This is a genomic window from Glutamicibacter sp. BW78 (assembly GCF_002332245.1).
In the GTDB taxonomy this organism is placed as follows: domain Bacteria; phylum Actinomycetota; class Actinomycetes; order Actinomycetales; family Micrococcaceae; genus Arthrobacter_H; species Arthrobacter_H rhombi_A.
Genome location: NZ_NRGU01000006.1, coordinates 82,185 through 99,642, shown reverse-complemented (window position 1 = coordinate 99,642; position 17,458 = coordinate 82,185). Strand labels below are relative to the sequence as shown.

Sequence of the window (17,458 nt, the reverse complement as noted above, 5' to 3'; positions counted from 1 at the left end):
GTTATTTCGCTGCGCTGATCGAGTCGCGGGCAGCCTGTGCCACCGCCTCGGCGGTGATACCGAACTCGGTGTAGAGGCGCTTATAGTCGGCGGAGGCACCGAAGTGTTCCAGCGAGACCATCCGGCCGGCGTCGCCGACCAGTTCGCGCCAGCCCTGGGCCACGCCTGCCTCGACACTGACTCGGGCCTTCACCGATGGCGGGAGGACCGAATCGCGGTAGGACTGATCCGTACGGTTGAACCACTCCACACAGGGCAACGAGACCACGCGGGCGGCGATGCCTTCTTCGGCCAGCGCCTCGCGGGCATTGACGGCGAGCTGGACTTCGGATCCGGTGCCCATCAGCACCACATCCGGGTCCACGACCTGACCGTCGCGCATGGCGTCAACGAACACGTACCCTCCCTGTGCAACGCCGGAAGCCGGGGCGAATCCTGGCTGGCTCCTGTCGTAGACCGGCAGTCCTTGACGTGAGAGCACCAGTCCTGCGGGGTTGGAGGTGTTCTCCAGAACCGTCTTCCAAGCCCAAGACACTTCGTTGGCATCTGCCGGACGGACCACGTCGAGGTTCGGGATGGCCCGCAGGGAGGCCAGTTGCTCGACCGGCTGGTGGGTCGGCCCGTCTTCGCCCAGACCGATGGAATCGTGGGTCCACACGTAGATGGACGGCACGCCCATCAGTGCCGAGAGACGGATGGCCGGACGCTGGTAGTCGGAGAAGATCAGGAATGTCCCGGAGAACGCGCGGGTCGGCGAGGCCAGGGTGATCCCGTTGACGATCGCTGCTGCGGCGTGCTCGCGGATGCCGAAGTGAAGGACACGTCCGTAGGGGTCGCCCTTCCATGAATCGGTCTGCTTGGTTTCGGGAATGAACGACGGCGCGGATTCGATGGTCGTGTTGTTCGAGCCGGCCAAGTCGGCCGAACCGCCCCAGAGCTCCGGCAGGACATCGGCGATGGCATTGATGACCTTGCCCGACGCTGCTCGGGTGGCCAGATCCTTACCTGCTTCGAACTCCGGGAGGTTCGCGTCCCACCCTTCGGGTAGTTTCCCTGCCTGGATGCGCTCGAGCAACGCGGCATTCTCCGGGTTGTCTGCCTTCCACGCGTCGAAGCCCTTCTGCCATTCGGCGTGGGCGGTGGCGCCGCGATCGGCGACCTCTCGGGCGTGGGCGAGCACCTTGTCGTCGAGGGCGAAGTGGGCGGCCGGGTCGAATCCCAGTTCCTTCTTCAGCGCTTCGAGCTCCTCGGTGCCCAGCTTTGAACCGTGGATGCCGCCGGTGTTCTTCTTCGTCGGCGCCGGCCAACCGATGATGGTGCGTAGCGAAATGATCGACGGGCGACTCGTTTCAGCCTTGGCCTCGTTGATGGCCAGATGCAGGGCTTCGATGTCTTCGACGTAGTTACCGGTCCGGGTCCAATCCACCCGCTGGGTGTGCCAGCCGTACGCGGAGTAACGGCCAAGCACGTCCTCGGTGAAGGAGACGTCCGTGTCGTCCTCGATCGAAATGTGGTTTTCGTCATAGATGACGACCAGGTTACCCAGTTCTTGGTGTCCGGCCAGTGAGGAAGCCTCGGAAGTGACACCCTCCTGCAAGTCGCCGTCGGAGGCGATCGCGAAGATGGAGTGGTCGAACGGGCTGGTACCAGCTGCCGCCTGCGGGTCGAGCATGCCGCGCATGCGACGCTGGGCATAGGCGAAACCGATGGCGGAGGACAGGCCCTGCCCCAACGGTCCGGTGGTGATCTCCACGCCGGCGGTGTGGCCGACCTCGGGGTGGCCGGGGGTGAGCGAACCCCACGTGCGCAGCGACTCGATGTCCTTCATTTCCAGCCCGTAACCGGAGAGGAAAAGCTGGAGGTAGAGCGTCAACGAGGTGTGGCCGGGGGAGAGGACGAACCGGTCACGGCCGATCCACTGCGGGTCGGCCGGGTCATGGCGCAGGTGTTGCTGGAAGAGGAGATAGGCCGCCGGGGCCAAGCTCATCGCCGTACCGGGGTGGCCGCTTCCGACCTTTTCCACCGCATCGGCCGCCAGGACGCGGATGCTGTCCACCGCCTGCTGATCCGATTCCGTCCACGACAATTCCCGAACATCTGACTGTGGCGCCACGAGGCGGCCCCTCTCTCTGGTCCTGTATTGGCGGTCGGTGCCGAAGAGTGGAGTCGGAGGAAGCGCAGATGCTGCACGCCCACGTAAGAATACTGAGCTCCAGCGCTCCGGCACATCGCTTCAACCATAACGCTTCACGGGTGTCCGTGGCCTGTTTGTTCCGATAATTTCGGGTCCGTTCGCGGCTGGGGGAATGATCTCTGATTTCTACAGCCGGTAAAAGGGTAGGATAGGACTTGTCTGTGTAATTCCCGCGAAGAACTGAGTGGCATGTCCGTGAAGACCGTACCGACCGACGTAGAGCTCGCACCTCGTGCGTCACGTCAAACCGATGAACCCCTGGGTGGTTTCATCGGACGCAAGGCCCGGGCCTATGTGGCCCTGACCAAGCCGCGAGTCATCGAACTGCTTCTGGTCACCACGCTGCCGACCATGATTTTCGCGCAGCGTGGATTCCCCGATCTGGTGACCATCGTGGCCACCCTTGTCGGTGGTGCACTGGCCGCCGGGAGCGCCGGTGCCTTCAACTGCTATTTCGACCGGGATATGGACCGGCTCATGCACCGGACCTCGAAGCGGCCCCTGGTGACCGGCGAGGCCACTCCGCGCGAAGCTTTGATCTTCTCCTTCGTGATCGGCCTGGCCTCGATAGCGATCCTGTGGGCTGGAGCCAACCTCTTCACTGCGGTCCTGGGGCTGGCAGCAATTCTGCTGTACGTCGTCTTCTACACGCTGATCCTCAAGCGCCGCACCTCGCAGAACATCGTCTGGGGCGGTATTGCCGGGTGTATGCCCGTGCTCATCGGTTGGGCTGCCGTGACTGGCACCTTGGCGTGGCCGGCCATCATCCTGTTCTTGATCATCTTCCTCTGGACACCCCCGCACTACTGGCCGTTGTCGATGAAGTACGCCGACGACTACAACAACGCCCATGTTCCGATGCTCGGTGCCATCGCCGGTGCCCGGACCGTTTCCGTCCAAGTTGTCTTATACGCCTGGGCTACCGTCGCCTGCTCCTTGCTGCTGGTTCCGATGGGCGACGCCGGCATCGTCTACACGGTCTTGGCAGCAGTTTCCGGTGGTTGGTTCATTTTCGAATCGCATGTGCTCTACCGCGAAGCACAACGTGAACACCTTCCCCGTGACATGAACCGCAAGGCGATGAAGGTCTTCCACATCTCCATCAGTTATCTCACGATCCTGTTCGTTGGCCTGGCCATCGACCCGTTCGTCGGGACACCGATCTTCGGCTAAACCTTCTGCTCAAAGGCCGGCCCCCGCACTGTGGGGGTCGGCCTTTTCGACTCTGACTTGCCACGCTGGACGGCAGGCGTCGTCTTGCCCGCGGCGGTTCAGGGCGTTGGTCTGCATGTTTTCCTTGTGAACGTCGGGGGCCGTGGGCGCTGTGGCGGTTTTCGCAGACCACTGCAGGTGCTGGATCACAGTGCCACGTGTGCGCTGACGACTGTGAGCAACTCATTGTTCGAAGTCGAGCCCAGATAATGTCAGAAGTGAACAGCACAGAATGTCAGGGGTTGTCGTGGTTTGCGTTGCGCAGCTGCCCGCGTGCGATGGCCCGATAGACAGTGGAGCGACCGACGCTAAACAGCTCAGCCAGCTCGGCCTTGCTGTGTTTCCCCGCGATGTGCAGTTCGAGGAGGTGCTCTTCCTGCTTCGCTGAGAGTTTGGGCTGCTTGCCCCGAAGCCGCCCCTTGGCCTTGGCAACCTTCATTCCTTCGCGGGTGCGCATCCGAATAAGGTCAACTTCGAACTCGGAGATCATCGCCAACACGTTGAACAGCAGTTTGCCCATTGGAGCAGAAGGATCATGGACGGAACCGCCGATGCTGAGTTTGACTTCGCGCCTGGCGAGGTCATCGGCAATTTCATGAGCGTCCCGGACGGAACGGGCTAGGCGATCCAGCTTGGTAACGACGAAGGTATCCCCGCGCGGCACGCGGCCAAGGCTCCGCGTAGGCCAGCACGATTCTTATTGGTGCCGGTAAACCCGTGATCAACCTAGATGCGTTCCGGCTCGACGCCGAGGGCTACCAGGGCATCACACAGTGCGGTGAGTTCTTGCTCTTCGGCGGACACTCGTGCATAGCCGGTGATGTTCTCAGACCTGCAGATAAGCGTGTCACATGAGGGCCCCTTCATTGGACAAGGCTGCGGACGGGCCTTACGGAACGATGGCGGCTCAGTGCTCTAGGTAGCTGTCATTCTGAGCGGTGGCCTCCGGAGGGGGACCGGCTTGCGGGCACGGGATCGCCGTCCCGAGGTCTTAGGACGCTCCGTACAATAGACGATGGAAAACGATGAGCCCCTATGCTTGAGCCGAGTCGCAGACAGGAATGCAGCTCTCTAGGCCGTAGCTCAAGGTCATGAAGCATTTGTAGAATAGCCCCACAGGCGGTACCAAGTGGGCAGAAGGGCTGGGAGTAACCATGGAACGAAAAACCACTAACCCAAGGCTAAGGGTTCTAGTCGGTACCTTGGTGGGATCCGCTGTCCTTGCCCTGGTCAGCACTTGGATACCAGCAATCATTGTCGGGATCGTCATTGCCCTTGTCGCTGTCGCTTTATCGGTCCAGATTGCTGTTGTTGCAAGAACCGTGTCACGGGAGTCTGGTGCGGTCCACGCTGGCCCGACTATCCTGGGCACTGCTTGGGTTTCAGCCACGGCTTGTGTGCTTCAGATCGCGTGGTCTTCATACCAGCTCTTGGCCAACGGTGTAGTTCTGGCTGCGGTTTCTGTCTTTGCTGGATTGATCCTTGCGACGGTTCCCCTGAGCGCGCTGAAGAGTATGCCCAGAAGAGACCGTCATTCGGTCGGAACAAACTGATCCTTGCTGCTCGCCCGCTGGGGATTCGCGGATTGAACGACAAGCAGCTGAATCGAAATTGTTGGACGTGTGGCGCCCGCGAGCACCATCCCGCAGTGGGTTCCTCTTGCAGGCACGAGGTCGCAGTCCAGACGACTTTGGAGATTCTGTGCAGTCGTCTTTGACAAAGATGCGGGGAACTACGCCGTAGTCCTACTGCATGTACCATCGAATTATGTCTATTTCAATCGCTCGAATCATCGACGACGACCGGCCCCTGGCGACCGCCTTCGCTCTGATTGGGATCGGATTTCTTTTGAGTCTGGTGGTCGGGCTGGTCGTCGGGTTGCTCGCCGAGGACTTTCGGTCAGCATTCGGATGGACTGGAGCCATCGGGATGTTCATGACGGCCATCACCTTGCCTATCGTCGTGACCAAGAGCCGCAAGTAGTACATCGGCCTTCTGTCATCGCCCACCAGCATGTGGGTCAAGATGCCGCTTCGCTGTTCGGTCCCCTGAAACCGCAATCGGCAGGAGCCTCATCGGGCTGGGCCCTTGCCGTGTTCTCGCCGGCATTCATCACGATGGCCACGGACAATCCGTACCAGCAAGACGATCACGATCACGGTTGCAAGAGCTTGAAATCCGAGGCTATGGCGATCCAGGTTCCACATCACATAGGAACAGCCTGAGTGCCAGACTGATGACCATCAGGACGAGAGCAAGGCAGCTCAACATAGTTTTCGTTCGCCTGGTTGAAACGTCGGCTATGACTCACTGGAGCCATTGCTTCGGGATCAGACTTTGGTTGAGAGCATGGAAGCAGGGGAACGTTGTCAAGGTTGGCCGCCTCCTTTTGTGGACACGTTGAAAGCGTCCGCTTAAGGTTCCCTTGCGGGCGCGGAAGTGCTGGTGAAAAGCCTATCGACACTTGTGCAGTCACGTGTTGAAGGCTGACATATCTTTTGGGAAAGACGTGTATTCCCTGAGGAGCGCCGGCTCAGTTGAAGCCAGCATGAAAAGAAAAGGCCCATCGTGACGATGGGCCCTTCAATTCTTTCTATGCACTACGCTGCCTAATCGAATGGCTGACCATTGACCAGAGGACCGATCCCGTAGTGCCCCTGTAGTCTACTACTTATGCCTGAAGGATTGCCACACGTCAACATTCCCGCGCCAGAACAGGCCGTGGCGTGGCTATCGCAACACCGGTACGAAAAGTATCTGGCTTTAGCGTCCGGTGACCACTTGTTGGCTATGGAAATCTGCGCATGGAACTCTGAACTATCGTCAGCAATCCTCCGCGATCTGGCCCATGTGGAGGTCGCTGTTCGAAACGCCTTTGACGCCCAGCTGGCGCCGGACTTTCCTGGTTGGGCAGCAGAGCCAGAACCTGGTTGGTTGCACCTGGAAAACGGCGCACAGCGAGTTCGTCTCAGGCAACGGAGACTCAACAGCGACGGGTTGAAGCTGCTTCATAGCGCTCAACGCGATATCGGTGCCGCAGCTACCCACGGGATAGTCATGGCCAGACTGTCATTCGGGTTTTGGCAATTCCTGATCACACCAAGGGCACGTGAAAGTACACTCTGGACTCCTTATCTGCACAAGGCATTTCCACGCGGAACAGCCCGGGCCGATGTCGCAAAGTTTCTGGAGTCCGTGGTAAGCCTACGAAACCGGCTGGCCCACCTTGAACCTGTCGCTAGCGCCTCAACCAGCGTCACGAGCCGTCTGGCAGATATGAATTCTCTTTTCATGCTCGTTTCACCAGAAGTCCATGACTGGATCACGTAGATCAGCGACGTTACCGAAATCATCAACCACGCGCCCGTCACCGGACTGATATCCACGAGCATCACGCGAGCCCCATAGAACGGGGCGGACAAATACCGTTCAGCGTGAAAGTTCCATCGCACCCGCAGATTCCAGTTGCACCAGTGGCGAACATTGGCTGCCGTCCAGTTCAAGGTCCCCCTCGGACGGGCTCATCGATCTCTTTCACCCCATAGCGATCGGCATTCAGGCCGTCCGCCCGGAGGACCGGCTTACGGAACCTATGAGTCACAGGAATCCGGGTCACCTTGCGGTGGAATAATTGATGCATGGTTGACGATCAGGCACGTGAATTCTCATCTATCACCGCTTGTTGGAGCGATGGATACGAAGCAGTTGAGCTCGTTGTGGACGGTGCACCTGTTCCGCATCTTGTTCAGCGTCAACGACTGGTCGGCTTGTCGCCCTTCGCGCGCCGTTTCCCCAAGTCCCGCGTCAGGGAGTGGCTGGCCGGCTACCGAGATCCCGGGCTGAGGGCCAACGCAGAATTGTCGAAGGGCGAGCTTGAACTCACCGTCTGTTCGGTCGACGCGGACATTGATTGCGGTTCCTTTGCCGTTTGGCTTGAGCGTGACCACGACCGAGTGACCTGGCGCGGACCGCACTGGGCAGGGGACGATTCTGAAGACCCGCCGTCAGACGATGAGGTCTTGGATTCAGAGATCATCGAGGAAGACCCGCTCGTCTATTTCCCGGAAAAACTGGAGTTTCGAAGCGCGGACTACGACGCGGCCATGGATTCTGTCCAGCAATTGATGGATGCCCACCCTTGGCCGGTCTTTGCTCCAAATCCGACCGGCTGGTTTAGCCGGTTGATGAATCGAGCCAGGGGCAATAAAGGCGAACAACTACATTCCGACGACGATCCTGGGGGGTCATAGAGGGTTCGTTGTGCGGGACTTCTGATGCACGACCCGCGCGTAGACTCGTGGAATGTCAAGTGTGGATGTCGATGCGTTCGTATCTGGACTCGCCGTCGGCTGGCAGCGGGACGCCTGCCTAGTGCTGCTGGAGGAAATTCGTGCGCTGCCGACTCCGCTGGAAGAGAGCATCAAATGGCGCAACCCCTACTTCGACTACAACGGCGCAGTCGTGAAGTGGTACGTAGCTAAGGCGTGGATCAACGTCTACTTCTACAAGGGCTATCTGCTCGAGGACTCGGAAGGCTTGTTCGAGCAAACCGACGACCTCCGGATGAGGACGGTCAAGATTACCCAGGCCCGGCCCTTGGACCGGGTTTCCATTGCCGCGCTGCTGGATGCCGCCGTCGAGCTCAATACCCCGGGCGGGTAGATGGCGCACCGGTGGCATGGCGTCGCACCCGGCGGCCGCGGGGGGCGGATCCGCGCATTCGAAAACCTCTTGCTGAGGTAAATCTGTATCACTAGGCGTTCCCCCTCGGACGGGCTCATCGATCTCTTTCACCCCATCGCGATCGGCATTCAGGCCGTCCGCCCGGAGGACCGGCTTACAGGACAGTGAGAGGCCGCTCATGCGGGACGCCCGTTGCGGGATCAAACAGCCAATCGAGAGTCATTCTGGAAGATCTTTCCCATCCCCGTAGACCGACTGCAACGAAGCGTATCTGCGGGGATGGAAGGTTGTGCGTGATTCGCTATTGCAGAATTTCCGACAGTTCTTCCGCGCTCAACCGTCGATCTGCATAGACAAGTCGAATCGCGTTCGGATCTGGGTTTCCAGCATCGCTGTCCCGATGTATTAGGGAGAGTCCGACCTTTTCTGCCACCCGCGCTGAAGCCACATTGTGTTCGAGCAAGTACGCCACGATGGGGAGGCCGTGGTGGCTCATCTTCGCCTGCCTGACGGCTTCAAGCGAGAGTTCGGTGGCGAAACCTTGGCCCTGTGCGTCGAAGGCGAAGCGGTATCCCAGATTCCAGAAGGTATCTTGCTTGATGGAACAGCCGCCATAGCCGATAATCGTCTGGCTGGCGGGATTCCTTGCAACCCAGGTGCCCATCCCGTCGCGGTCCCACGCGGCAATCCATCGATCCAACATCACGCGGGTCTGTTCGATTTGGGTGTGGCGAAGGCTTGGAAAATGAGCCCAGACTCGCGGATCGCTACAGATCAAGTGCAAGCCAGCGGCGTCCTCGATCGTCGGGCGGTCCAGTAACAAGCGGTTCGTCTCAGCAATCATTTGGAGATTCTAGTTACAAATCTTTGAACAGTCCCACATAGCGTTCACCGGCGGACCAACGCGGGTAGCTGAACGCGGGGATGGGGGACTGGTTCTGCCTCACGTGTGGCAGCCAATCACGCCACCACCGTCTCAGCTATTCCAACGGTCTAGTGCTTCGCCGCCATCTCGTTCCTTCACGCGTTGGCCCCACCGGACCACGATGAAGGTCACGAACAGTGAAACCAAAATTGCCACAGCCCAACGAACGAGCATCGGCACGTCGGTGTAAACATCCAGCATGGCGTTCATGGCGAATGCGGCAAGCAGGCCCGGAATTCCGATCAGAGAGTCACGCATAATACCCAGCGTTTCATGCTTCACGGCGCACGGCGCACGGCGCAGGGCGCAGGGCGCACGGACACGGGGGTAGCACGCGAACTTGACCGGCTTCGCTTGATGATTCGCGCCCATGAAAAGGTCGGTAGTCCTGCTTTCCGACGAGTCAGGGGGCGTTGAGTTCCTGAACCTCCCGGGCAACATCGTCAGCAAATGCCGCATTTTCCTATACGCAAAGCGTCAGGACTCCATGGCCGGTACTTCGAGGCTTTGTGGTTCCAAGTAGACCCACGAATGAGCAGTGTGTCGCAGAGAATTCCGCAAGCGAATCGGGAGCCGGGGACGTCACGGCCGCCCGATCCGACAATGCGGGAGAATATGCATGCCGATCGCGTTCGGACATGGTCCTTGTGATTTAGATTTGGCCTCGCTCGTCCGCGACGACCTGTTCACGGAGCAAGGTCAACGCTCGCAATGCCGAACTGTGAAGCTCGACGCTGCCTTTGCTGTAGTTGTCTACTGCCTTTTTCAACTCGCCGAAGGTCTTCACGATCACTTCGTCGACTTCGATTCGGTCAATGCCGTCCATCGTCTCTATTCCTTTCGATGTTCGTTCGTTCGCCACCATCGTAGCCAGGCAGGCTGTGCCGACCGGCCTGCAGCCGCGATATCGGACAGTGCCGCCAGCGGGGTCTGTGCCACCCGCTTCGCAGACCGTTGCCAAACGGACACGGACTCGTTGCGCAGACGACTTCCGACTTCCTTGCAGTCGTCGTTGAAAAACGACATCGGGGCAATATTCGCAGTCTCATGGGGCGCCGGGGAGGAGCGGCCAACTGCAGGCCCGGGAACCCGCGGCGTGATTCCGCACCCGACCCGGGGTGGAGACCTGAAGGCCCCGTTCCTGCACCATGGGGAAGGAGCCGGGCAGTCGGCGGGGCGCCGTTATAGCGGAACGACGCCGGTGGAACGGTCCCATACATTGGTTGCGGCCGCTGTCAGGAAGGCTGTGCCGACCATATGCAGAAGCACGACGCCAATGGGCAGTCCGAGGAAGAACTGGGTGTAACCGATGGCGCCCTGTGCCAGTACGGCAACGACCAGGATCAAGTACCCGCGCTTGAGGGCCCGCGCGGCATGGGTCCGGTACACCAGATACAGCCCCAAAACGGCCGCGATGACCAGGAGATAGACGGGGACCACGTGAATACGGGTCACGAGGTAGAGATTGAACCCGTGTCGGGGCGAGGAAGGATCTCCCGCATGCGGCCCCGAACCGGTGACCACTGTTCCCAGAATCAGGGCCAGGGCAGAGGTGATGGCGATGGTCCATCCCAAGGAACGCATGGTGCCGGTGAGCGGACCTGAGGCCACCAGGTCTTCGCCACGGGATTCCCTCCCGGTGCGGTTGACCAGCAATGTCGCCACGGCCACCAACGCGATGGAGGCGAGGAAATGGAAGCTGACCACCCACGGGTTCAGGTCCGTCAAGACGGTGATCCCGCCGATGACGGCCTGAATCGGGATGAAGCACAACAGGGCGATGGACAGCCAGAACACCGTGCGATGCGTATGACGTATGCGCCACACAGAGATAATCATCGCAATCGCCACGGCAGCCAGCACGAAGGTCAGCATCCGGTTGCCGAATTCAATCAGCCCGTGGATTCCCATTTCGGGGGTCGGCGTCATGGTCCCGGGCATGCAGTTCGGCCACTGGGAACAGCCCAGACCCGAAGCTGTCAGACGGACGGCACCGCCGGAGACGATCAGGATCGACTGGGTGATCAGGGAGGCGATCGCCAAGCGGTGGATCCCCCGACCGATGGACAGTGGAAGGCGGTTGTACCCCCGCGTATAGGTGGTTGCCACCGCGCGGGCCCCGCGCCCCAACATCGGCGGTAGCCGGTCGGTCCAATGGCTGGCGATGGGGGTTGTCATAGTGTCTTTCTCCATTCGAGACGCTGGGCGAGTGGCCGTGCGCGCGTCAATTCCATTTGAACCAGCGGGTGGCGGCGAATCCTGCGGCGATCGTCCAGGCCAGCAGGATCAGGATGGCACCCAAATTCATGCTCCCACTAATGAGAGTCTCGCGGAGCGCATCCCCGAGCGCCGACGACGGCAGCACGGCAACGACGTCGGATAACACCCCTGGGAGCCGGGAGCCCGGGATCAGGATGCCACCTCCTGCTGCCAAGAGGATCCACGCCAGGTTGGTGATCGCCAAGGTCGCTTCCGGCCTCACGGTGCCGGCAATCAACAGGCCCAGGGAGGTGAAGGCCGCGGCACCGAGGATCAGCAGGACCACGCCGAGGGGGATGCCTGCCGGCTCGGGACGCCACCCCAGGAACAGTGCCACCCCGCCGATCAGGACAACCTGGACGACCAGCACTGCCAGCACTGCCAACGCCTTGCCGAAGATCAACCCGGCCCTACCCAGAGGGGTCGTGGCCAGAAAGCGCAGGACGCCGTACCGCCGATCGAAGCCGGTGGAAATGCCCTGGCCGGTAAAGGCGGTGGACATCACGCATAGTGCGAGCACGCCGGGCGTGGCTGCGTCGATACGGTGTTCGGCGACCCCGTCGAGGATGCTGGTGAACGTCAACCCGAGAAGGGCCAGCAAGGGCAGTGCCACCGCGAGGACGAGCTGCTCGCCGTTGCTGAGCATGGCGCGGGTTTCGTAACCACCGTGGCGGAAGATGCGCGTGATCAGGCTGGCGGCGTTGCCTGCGGGATGAGCGGTTGCCGGGGCCTCGGGAAGGGGTGACGAGGTTGATTCAGCCACGGTGGCCTCCTTGGGCGATATCCAGGAAGACGTCTTCGAGGTTCTTGGGTTCCATGCTGATCGAGGTCGGGAAGATTCCCTGGGCAGACCACCATGAGGTGATCTCAGCCAATCCGGCGGGGGAGTGCAACCCCTCGACCCGGTATTGGCCAGCCCCCTCCTCGATCAGGGAAACGGCGTCGTGCAGTCGGGGAGGTGTCAGCCCGGGCTCCGCAGTGAAATAGAGGGTGCGGCTATCCGTCGACGAGGTGGCCTCGGCCGTCAGCTCGGCGACCGTACCCTGGGCGACGTTGCGGCCGTTATCGATGATGTAGACGTAGTCGGAGAGGCGCTCGGCATCTTCCATCAGGTGGGTCGTCAAAACGATGCACAGCCCCCGCTCGCGCAACTCTTCAATCAGCTCGAAGACGGTTTGGCGTGATTGCGGATCCAACCCGGCGCTGGGTTCGTCCAAGAAGACGACGTCGGGGTTTCCGACCAGGGAGGCTGCCAAGGCGACACGTTGACGTTGCCCGCCGGAGAGGCGCCGGATGGTGGTGTGAGCAAAGGAGTCAATGCCGAGGCGTTCGGCCAGGGCATCGACGTTGACCGGGCGGGCATACATCCTGGCGACATGCCGCAAAAGGGCCAAGGGTTTGGCGGAGGGTGGCAGGCCGCCGTCCTGAAGCATGACGCCCACGCGGGAGCGCAGCGTGCTTCCTCCGGAGGCCGGGTCGGTCCCCAGCAGGCGAACCGTGCCGCCATCGGGGAGCAGGAGCCCCTGGGCGCAGGCGAGGGTGGTGGATTTACCTGCACCATTGGAGCCGAGCAACGTCGTCACCGCGCCACGGTGGGCCGTCAGTGAGATACCGTTGAGGACCCGGACCATGCGGCCATCTAGTGCGGCGACCGGGCCGAAGTCCTTGCGTAGAGACTCGACGACGAGACTGGGTTCTATAGCTGTCACCCGAGCATTCTACGTCACGTAGAGAAGGTCAGGGGCGTCGTCACGGCGGCACTGATTTACGCTGGACGGGAACTAAGCCACACCTTACTGGCGGAGTCGACGGGATTAGGTCATGATTGTGTTGTGTATTCATCCCAGCTGCCCTCTCAGGAAGCGACCGTAAAGCCGGTCGCACCCCCGGTGGCGCCCGAACCCGAAGAGCGGACCCGTGACCGTGTCCTGCAAGCCGTGCTTCATCAGGGGCCGGTCAGCGCCGCCGAACTAGGCGAAAGCCTCGGGTTCACCCCGGCTGCCGTCCGCCGTCACTTGGACGCCCTGAGTCGTGATGGATTGGTAGAGGTCAAACTCGTGGCCAACCAGCCGGCCGGGGCAGGGCGCCCAGCCAGACGCTATGTATTGAGCCATCGTGGGCAGTCGAAGCGTGGCAACGATTACCTCGACATCGCCACCTCGGCCTTGACCGACCTCGCCAATACGGCCGGCGAAGAAGCAGTCGCTGCCTTCGCCGAACGTCGCTTTGCGGAGATGGAGCGGCGATACCGCCCCATCGTCGAAGCGGCTGGCGACTCCTTGGAGGATCGCGCAGAAGCTCTCTCGGGGGCGCTCAGTGGCGATGGCTTCGTGGCCTCGACACGCGCCGTGGGATTCAACCAGCCGGCCGCCATGTTGCAGAGCATCCAACTCTGCCAGGGACATTGCCCCATTCAGGACCTGGCCCGGGAGTTCCCGGTGTTTTGCGATGAAGAAACCAAGGTTTTTGCCCGCCTGTTGGGTGTCGACGTCCGACGACTGTCGACACTAGCCTCGGGTGGACACGTTTGTACGACCCACATCCCGTTGGGTCGCAACCAGACTCCTCAGCAAGCTGAGAAGAGAACACGAGTCAAACTGACAAAGCAGGAAAGGCCGCGATGACGGATCAGATGGCACAGGAGACCGCCGACCCCGGTGTACTCTCCGAGATTCTGGAAAAGAATCCGGAGCTCGAGGGGATCGGAAACTACGAGTATGGCTGGTCGGATAAGAACGACGCCGGCGCAAATGCGCGCCGTGGCCTGAACGAAGACGTCGTTCGCGACATCTCCGAAAAGAAGAGCGAGCCCGAATGGATGCTGAACATGCGTCTCAAGGGCCTGAAGTACTTTGATCGCAAGCCCATGCCGACCTGGGGTGCAGACCTCTCGGGCATCGACTTCGACCACATCAAGTACTTCGTGCGCTCGACCGAGAAACAGGCCACGAGCTGGGAAGACCTCCCGGAGGACATCCGGAACACGTACGACAAGCTGGGCATCCCGGAGGCGGAAAAGAACCGCCTCGTCTCGGGTGTCGCCGCACAGTACGAGTCCGAGGTGGTGTACCACCAGCTCCGTGAGGATCTCGAAAAGCAGGGTGTCATCTTCTTGGACACCGACACTGCCCTGAGGGAGCACGAAGACGTCTTCAAGGAGTACTTCGGCTCCGTCATTCCCGTGGGCGACAACAAGTTCGGTTCGCTGAACACTGCCGTCTGGTCGGGCGGTTCCTTCGTGTACGTGCCCAAGGGCGTTCACGTTGATATCCCGTTGCAGGCCTACTTCCGCATCAACACGGAAAACATGGGTCAGTTTGAGCGCACGTTGATCATTGCCGACGAGGACTCCTACGTCCACTACATCGAAGGCTGCACGGCCCCGATCTACGATTCGGATTCCCTGCACTCGGCGGTCGTGGAGATCATCGTGAAGAAGGGCGCCCGCGTCCGCTACACGACGATCCAGAACTGGTCCAACAACGTGTACAACTTGGTCACCAAGCGCGCGATCTGTGAAGAGGGCGCCACCATGGAGTGGATCGATGGCAACATCGGCTCCAAGGTCACCATGAAGTACCCGGCCGTCTACCTGGTGGGCGAGCACGCCAAGGGTGAGACGCTTTCGATCGCCTTCGCCGGCGAGGGACAGCACCAGGACACGGGGTCGAAGATGGTGCACATTGCACCGAATACCTCCTCGTCGATCGTGGCGAAGTCGGTTGCCCGTAACGGTGGCCGTTCGGGCTACCGCGGTCTGGTCCAGGTTCGCGAAGGTGCCAAGGGTTCGCGCAACTCGGTCGTCTGTGACGCCCTGTTGGTCGACCAGATCTCGCGTTCGGACACGTACCCCTACATTGACGTCCGCGAAGACGATGTGACCATGGGCCACGAGGCAACTGTCTCGCGTGTTTCCGAGGAGCAGCTGTTCTACCTCATGTCCCGCGGCATGGCCGAGGACGAGGCCATGGCGATGATCGTGCGCGGCTTCGTCGAGCCGATCTCCCGCGAACTTCCGATGGAATATGCGCTCGAACTTAACCGCCTCATTGAACTGCAGATGGAAGGATCCGTCGGTTAATCATGACTGATACCGCAACAGAAACCACCGGTAAGGAACCACGTTACGGCGTGCCCGCCATCGCCGGATTCACGGAAGAGGGCGAGAACCTCTCGCCGCTGAATGAGGACAGTTCCCCGCTGGGCGGCGACGCCAGCAAGGAGCACAGCCACGGTGGTGGAGCGGGCATTCCCGATTCATCACGGGCTGGCCGCCTGACCAGCTACAAGCTGGAGGACTTCAAGCCCCTGACGGGCCGCGAGGAAGACTGGCGCTTCACCCCGCTCAAGCGTTTGGGCGGACTGCATAAGAAGGCTCCAACGGGCACGGCGCCGACGCTGGGTACTGAGCTCAGCGAAGGTGCGACCGTAGAGACCGTCGGCATGGACGACGCCCGCGTCGGTTCCGCCGGAATCCCCGAGGACCGCGTGTCCGCCAACGCGTGGAACGCGGCTGCAGAGGCTTCGGTGCTGACCATCGGTGCCAATGCGGAAAACGTCAAGGCCACCCTCACCTACACCGGTGCGGGCATGGAAGCCTCGGCCCAGCACCTGGTCATCGTCGCGGAGCCGAACTCCCGCGGTCTCGTCGTCATCGACCACGTCGGCAGCGCCGTCGTGGGCGAGAACATCGAGATCGATGTCCAGGAAGGTGCAGAACTGACAGTGGTCAGTGTGCAAGCCTGGGAAGACGACGCCATCCACACTGGTTCGCAGCAGGCCAATGTGGCCAAGGACGCGAAGCTCAAGCACATTGTGGTCACCTTCGGTGGCGATCTGGTTCGCCTGACGCCATCGGCCCGCTTTGTTGGAACCGGCGCGACTGCCGAGATGTTTGGACTGTACTTCGGTGACGCGGGCCAGCACCTGGAGCACCGTTTGTTCGTGGATCACGCCCAGCCTCATTGCACCTCCAACGTCCTCTACAAGGGTGCGTTGCAGGGCAAGGACGCACACACCGTGTGGGTGGGCGACGTGCTCATCCGCGCTCTAGCAGAGGGCACGGACTCCTACGAGGCCAACCGGAACCTGGTCCTCACCGATGGTGCCCGGGCCGATTCGGTCCCGAACCTGGAGATCGAAACCGGCAACATCGCCGGTGCCGGACACGCCAGCACCACCGGTCGCTTCGACGACGAGCACTTGTTCTACCTTCAGTCCCGCGGCATCGACGAAAAAACGGCCCGCCGTCTCGTCGTCCGTGGCTTCCTCAACGAGATCATTCAGCAGATCGGTGTCGAGGAGCTGCAGGACCGCCTGAACGAAACGGTCGAGGCAGAACTCGCCGCCACCGATAACTAGGCCTTTGGCCTTTCCCACCCAGTGAACCTCGCCGGTCAGCCCGGCATGTCAGAGAACGGACACCAATGTCTACCCTGGAAATCAAGGACCTGCACGTATCGATCGATACCGAGCAGGGAAGCAAGGAAATCCTCAAGGGCGTGAGCCTCACCATCAAGACCGGTGAAACACATGCCATCATGGGACCCAACGGCTCGGGCAAATCGACCCTGGCCTCCACGATCGCGGGTCACCCGCGCTACAACGTCACCTCGGGGTCAATCACCCTCGACGGCGACGACGTGTTGGCGATGAGCGTTGATAAGCGCGCACGCGCTGGTCTCTTCCTGGCCATGCAGTACCCGGTCGAGGTACCCGGCGTGACCATGACGAACTTCCTCCGGACCGCCAAGACGGCCATCGAGGGCGAAGCCCCGAGCCTGCGTCACTGGACCAAGGACGTCAAGGCGGCCATGGCCAACCTGAAGATCGACCCGGAGTTCGCCAGTCGTAACGTCAACGAAGGCTTCTCCGGTGGTGAGAAGAAGCGCGTCGAGATCCTGCAGCTCGAGCTCTTCAAGCCCAAGTTCGCCATCCTCGATGAGACCGACTCCGGACTCGACGTCGACGCACTGAAGGTCGTCGCCGACGGCGTCAACCGCGCCGCCGAGGGCAACGAGATGGGCACCATGCTCATCACCCACTACACGCGGATCCTGCGGTACATCAAGCCGGACTTCGTCCACGTGTTCGTCGATGGCCACATCGCCGAACAGGGCGGCCCGGATCTTGCCGACCGTCTCGAGGAAGAGGGCTACGACCGCTTCCTCCCCGTCGGGGCCTAG

Annotated in this window: 16 protein-coding genes and 1 pseudogene; 9 read left to right on the top strand and 8 right to left on the bottom strand. The window is 61.1% G+C overall.

What is annotated here, in order from left to right; genetic code table 11:
- Position 1 precedes the first annotated feature (1 nt).
- Positions 2 to 2,113 (bottom strand): transketolase, encoded by a 2,112-nt coding sequence (gene tkt / locus CIK75_RS00560; protein ID WP_087001000.1) that lies wholly within the window; start codon positions 2,111 to 2,113, stop codon positions 2 to 4.
- Positions 2,114 to 2,383: 270 nt separating this feature from the next.
- Here tkt and CIK75_RS00555 point away from each other — a divergent pair, with 270 nt between their 5' ends.
- A complete protein-coding gene (locus tag CIK75_RS00555; protein ID WP_087001002.1) occupies positions 2,384 to 3,367 on the top strand; it encodes a heme o synthase in 984 nt (327 codons plus the stop codon).
- Positions 3,368 to 3,641: 274 nt separating this feature from the next.
- On the opposite strand, the pseudogene CIK75_RS00550 reads toward CIK75_RS00555, so the two are convergent.
- Positions 3,642 to 4,273: pseudogene (locus CIK75_RS00550) on the bottom strand (recombinase family protein).
- Positions 4,274 to 5,173: 900 nt separating this feature from the next.
- Here CIK75_RS00550 and CIK75_RS00545 point away from each other — a divergent pair.
- From CIK75_RS00545 to CIK75_RS00530, 4 genes are all read left to right on the top strand, one after another.
- Positions 5,174 to 5,389 (top strand): hypothetical protein, encoded by a 216-nt coding sequence (locus tag CIK75_RS00545; RefSeq protein WP_143269303.1) that lies wholly within the window; start codon positions 5,174 to 5,176, stop codon positions 5,387 to 5,389.
- 690 nt (positions 5,390 to 6,079) lie between these two features.
- Positions 6,080 to 6,736, top strand: a complete 657-nt coding sequence (locus CIK75_RS15955; RefSeq protein ID WP_143269304.1) for a DNA-binding protein — start codon at positions 6,080 to 6,082, stop codon at positions 6,734 to 6,736.
- 308 nt (positions 6,737 to 7,044) lie between these two features.
- Positions 7,045 to 7,656 (top strand): hypothetical protein, encoded by a 612-nt coding sequence (locus CIK75_RS00535; protein ID WP_087001008.1) that lies wholly within the window; start codon positions 7,045 to 7,047, stop codon positions 7,654 to 7,656.
- 52 nt (positions 7,657 to 7,708) lie between these two features.
- A complete protein-coding gene (locus CIK75_RS00530) occupies positions 7,709 to 8,068 on the top strand; it encodes a DUF1801 domain-containing protein (RefSeq protein WP_087001010.1) in 360 nt (119 codons plus the stop codon).
- 322 nt (positions 8,069 to 8,390) lie between these two features.
- Here CIK75_RS00530 and CIK75_RS00525 read toward each other — a convergent pair whose 3' ends face one another.
- From CIK75_RS00525 to CIK75_RS00505, 6 genes are all read right to left on the bottom strand, one after another.
- The gene (locus tag CIK75_RS00525; RefSeq protein WP_087001012.1) at positions 8,391 to 8,933 is read right to left on the bottom strand and encodes a GNAT family N-acetyltransferase; all 543 of its coding nucleotides are present in this window, start codon (positions 8,931 to 8,933) and stop codon (positions 8,391 to 8,393) included.
- Positions 8,934 to 9,065: 132 nt separating this feature from the next.
- A complete protein-coding gene (locus CIK75_RS15950; protein ID WP_143269305.1) occupies positions 9,066 to 9,386 on the bottom strand; it encodes a hypothetical protein in 321 nt (106 codons plus the stop codon).
- A 280-nt stretch (positions 9,387 to 9,666) separates the two neighbouring features.
- Positions 9,667 to 9,840, bottom strand: coding sequence for a hypothetical protein (locus CIK75_RS16105; RefSeq protein ID WP_158225840.1), 174 nt, complete (start codon positions 9,838 to 9,840; stop codon positions 9,667 to 9,669).
- Between the two features lie 356 nt (positions 9,841 to 10,196).
- Positions 10,197 to 11,192, bottom strand: a complete 996-nt coding sequence (locus CIK75_RS00515) for a COX15/CtaA family protein (protein ID WP_241895168.1) — start codon at positions 11,190 to 11,192, stop codon at positions 10,197 to 10,199.
- A 46-nt stretch (positions 11,193 to 11,238) separates the two neighbouring features.
- A complete protein-coding gene (locus CIK75_RS00510; protein WP_241895173.1) occupies positions 11,239 to 11,964 on the bottom strand; it encodes an ABC transporter permease in 726 nt (241 codons plus the stop codon).
- A 64-nt stretch (positions 11,965 to 12,028) separates the two neighbouring features.
- Positions 12,029 to 12,982, bottom strand: a complete 954-nt coding sequence (locus CIK75_RS00505) for an ABC transporter ATP-binding protein (RefSeq protein WP_241895167.1) — start codon at positions 12,980 to 12,982, stop codon at positions 12,029 to 12,031.
- Positions 12,983 to 13,120: 138 nt separating this feature from the next.
- Between CIK75_RS00505 and CIK75_RS00500 the strand changes: the two genes are divergently transcribed.
- The 4 genes from CIK75_RS00500 to sufC all read left to right on the top strand — a co-directional run bounded on the left by CIK75_RS00500 (position 13,121) and on the right by sufC (position 17,458).
- Positions 13,121 to 13,897, top strand: coding sequence for a metalloregulator ArsR/SmtB family transcription factor (locus CIK75_RS00500; RefSeq protein WP_179204348.1), 777 nt, complete (start codon positions 13,121 to 13,123; stop codon positions 13,895 to 13,897).
- Entirely contained in the window at positions 13,894 to 15,354 is a 1,461-nt protein-coding gene (sufB, locus tag CIK75_RS00495) for a Fe-S cluster assembly protein SufB (protein ID WP_087001020.1), read from the top strand. Before CIK75_RS00500 ends, sufB begins: the two co-directional genes overlap by 4 nt.
- 2 nt (positions 15,355 to 15,356) lie before the next feature.
- Complete coding sequence (gene sufD / locus CIK75_RS00490; protein ID WP_087001022.1) at positions 15,357 to 16,634, top strand: Fe-S cluster assembly protein SufD; 1,278 nt, start codon at positions 15,357 to 15,359, stop codon at positions 16,632 to 16,634.
- A 65-nt stretch (positions 16,635 to 16,699) separates the two neighbouring features.
- A complete protein-coding gene (sufC, locus tag CIK75_RS00485) occupies positions 16,700 to 17,458 on the top strand; it encodes a Fe-S cluster assembly ATPase SufC (protein ID WP_087001024.1) in 759 nt (252 codons plus the stop codon).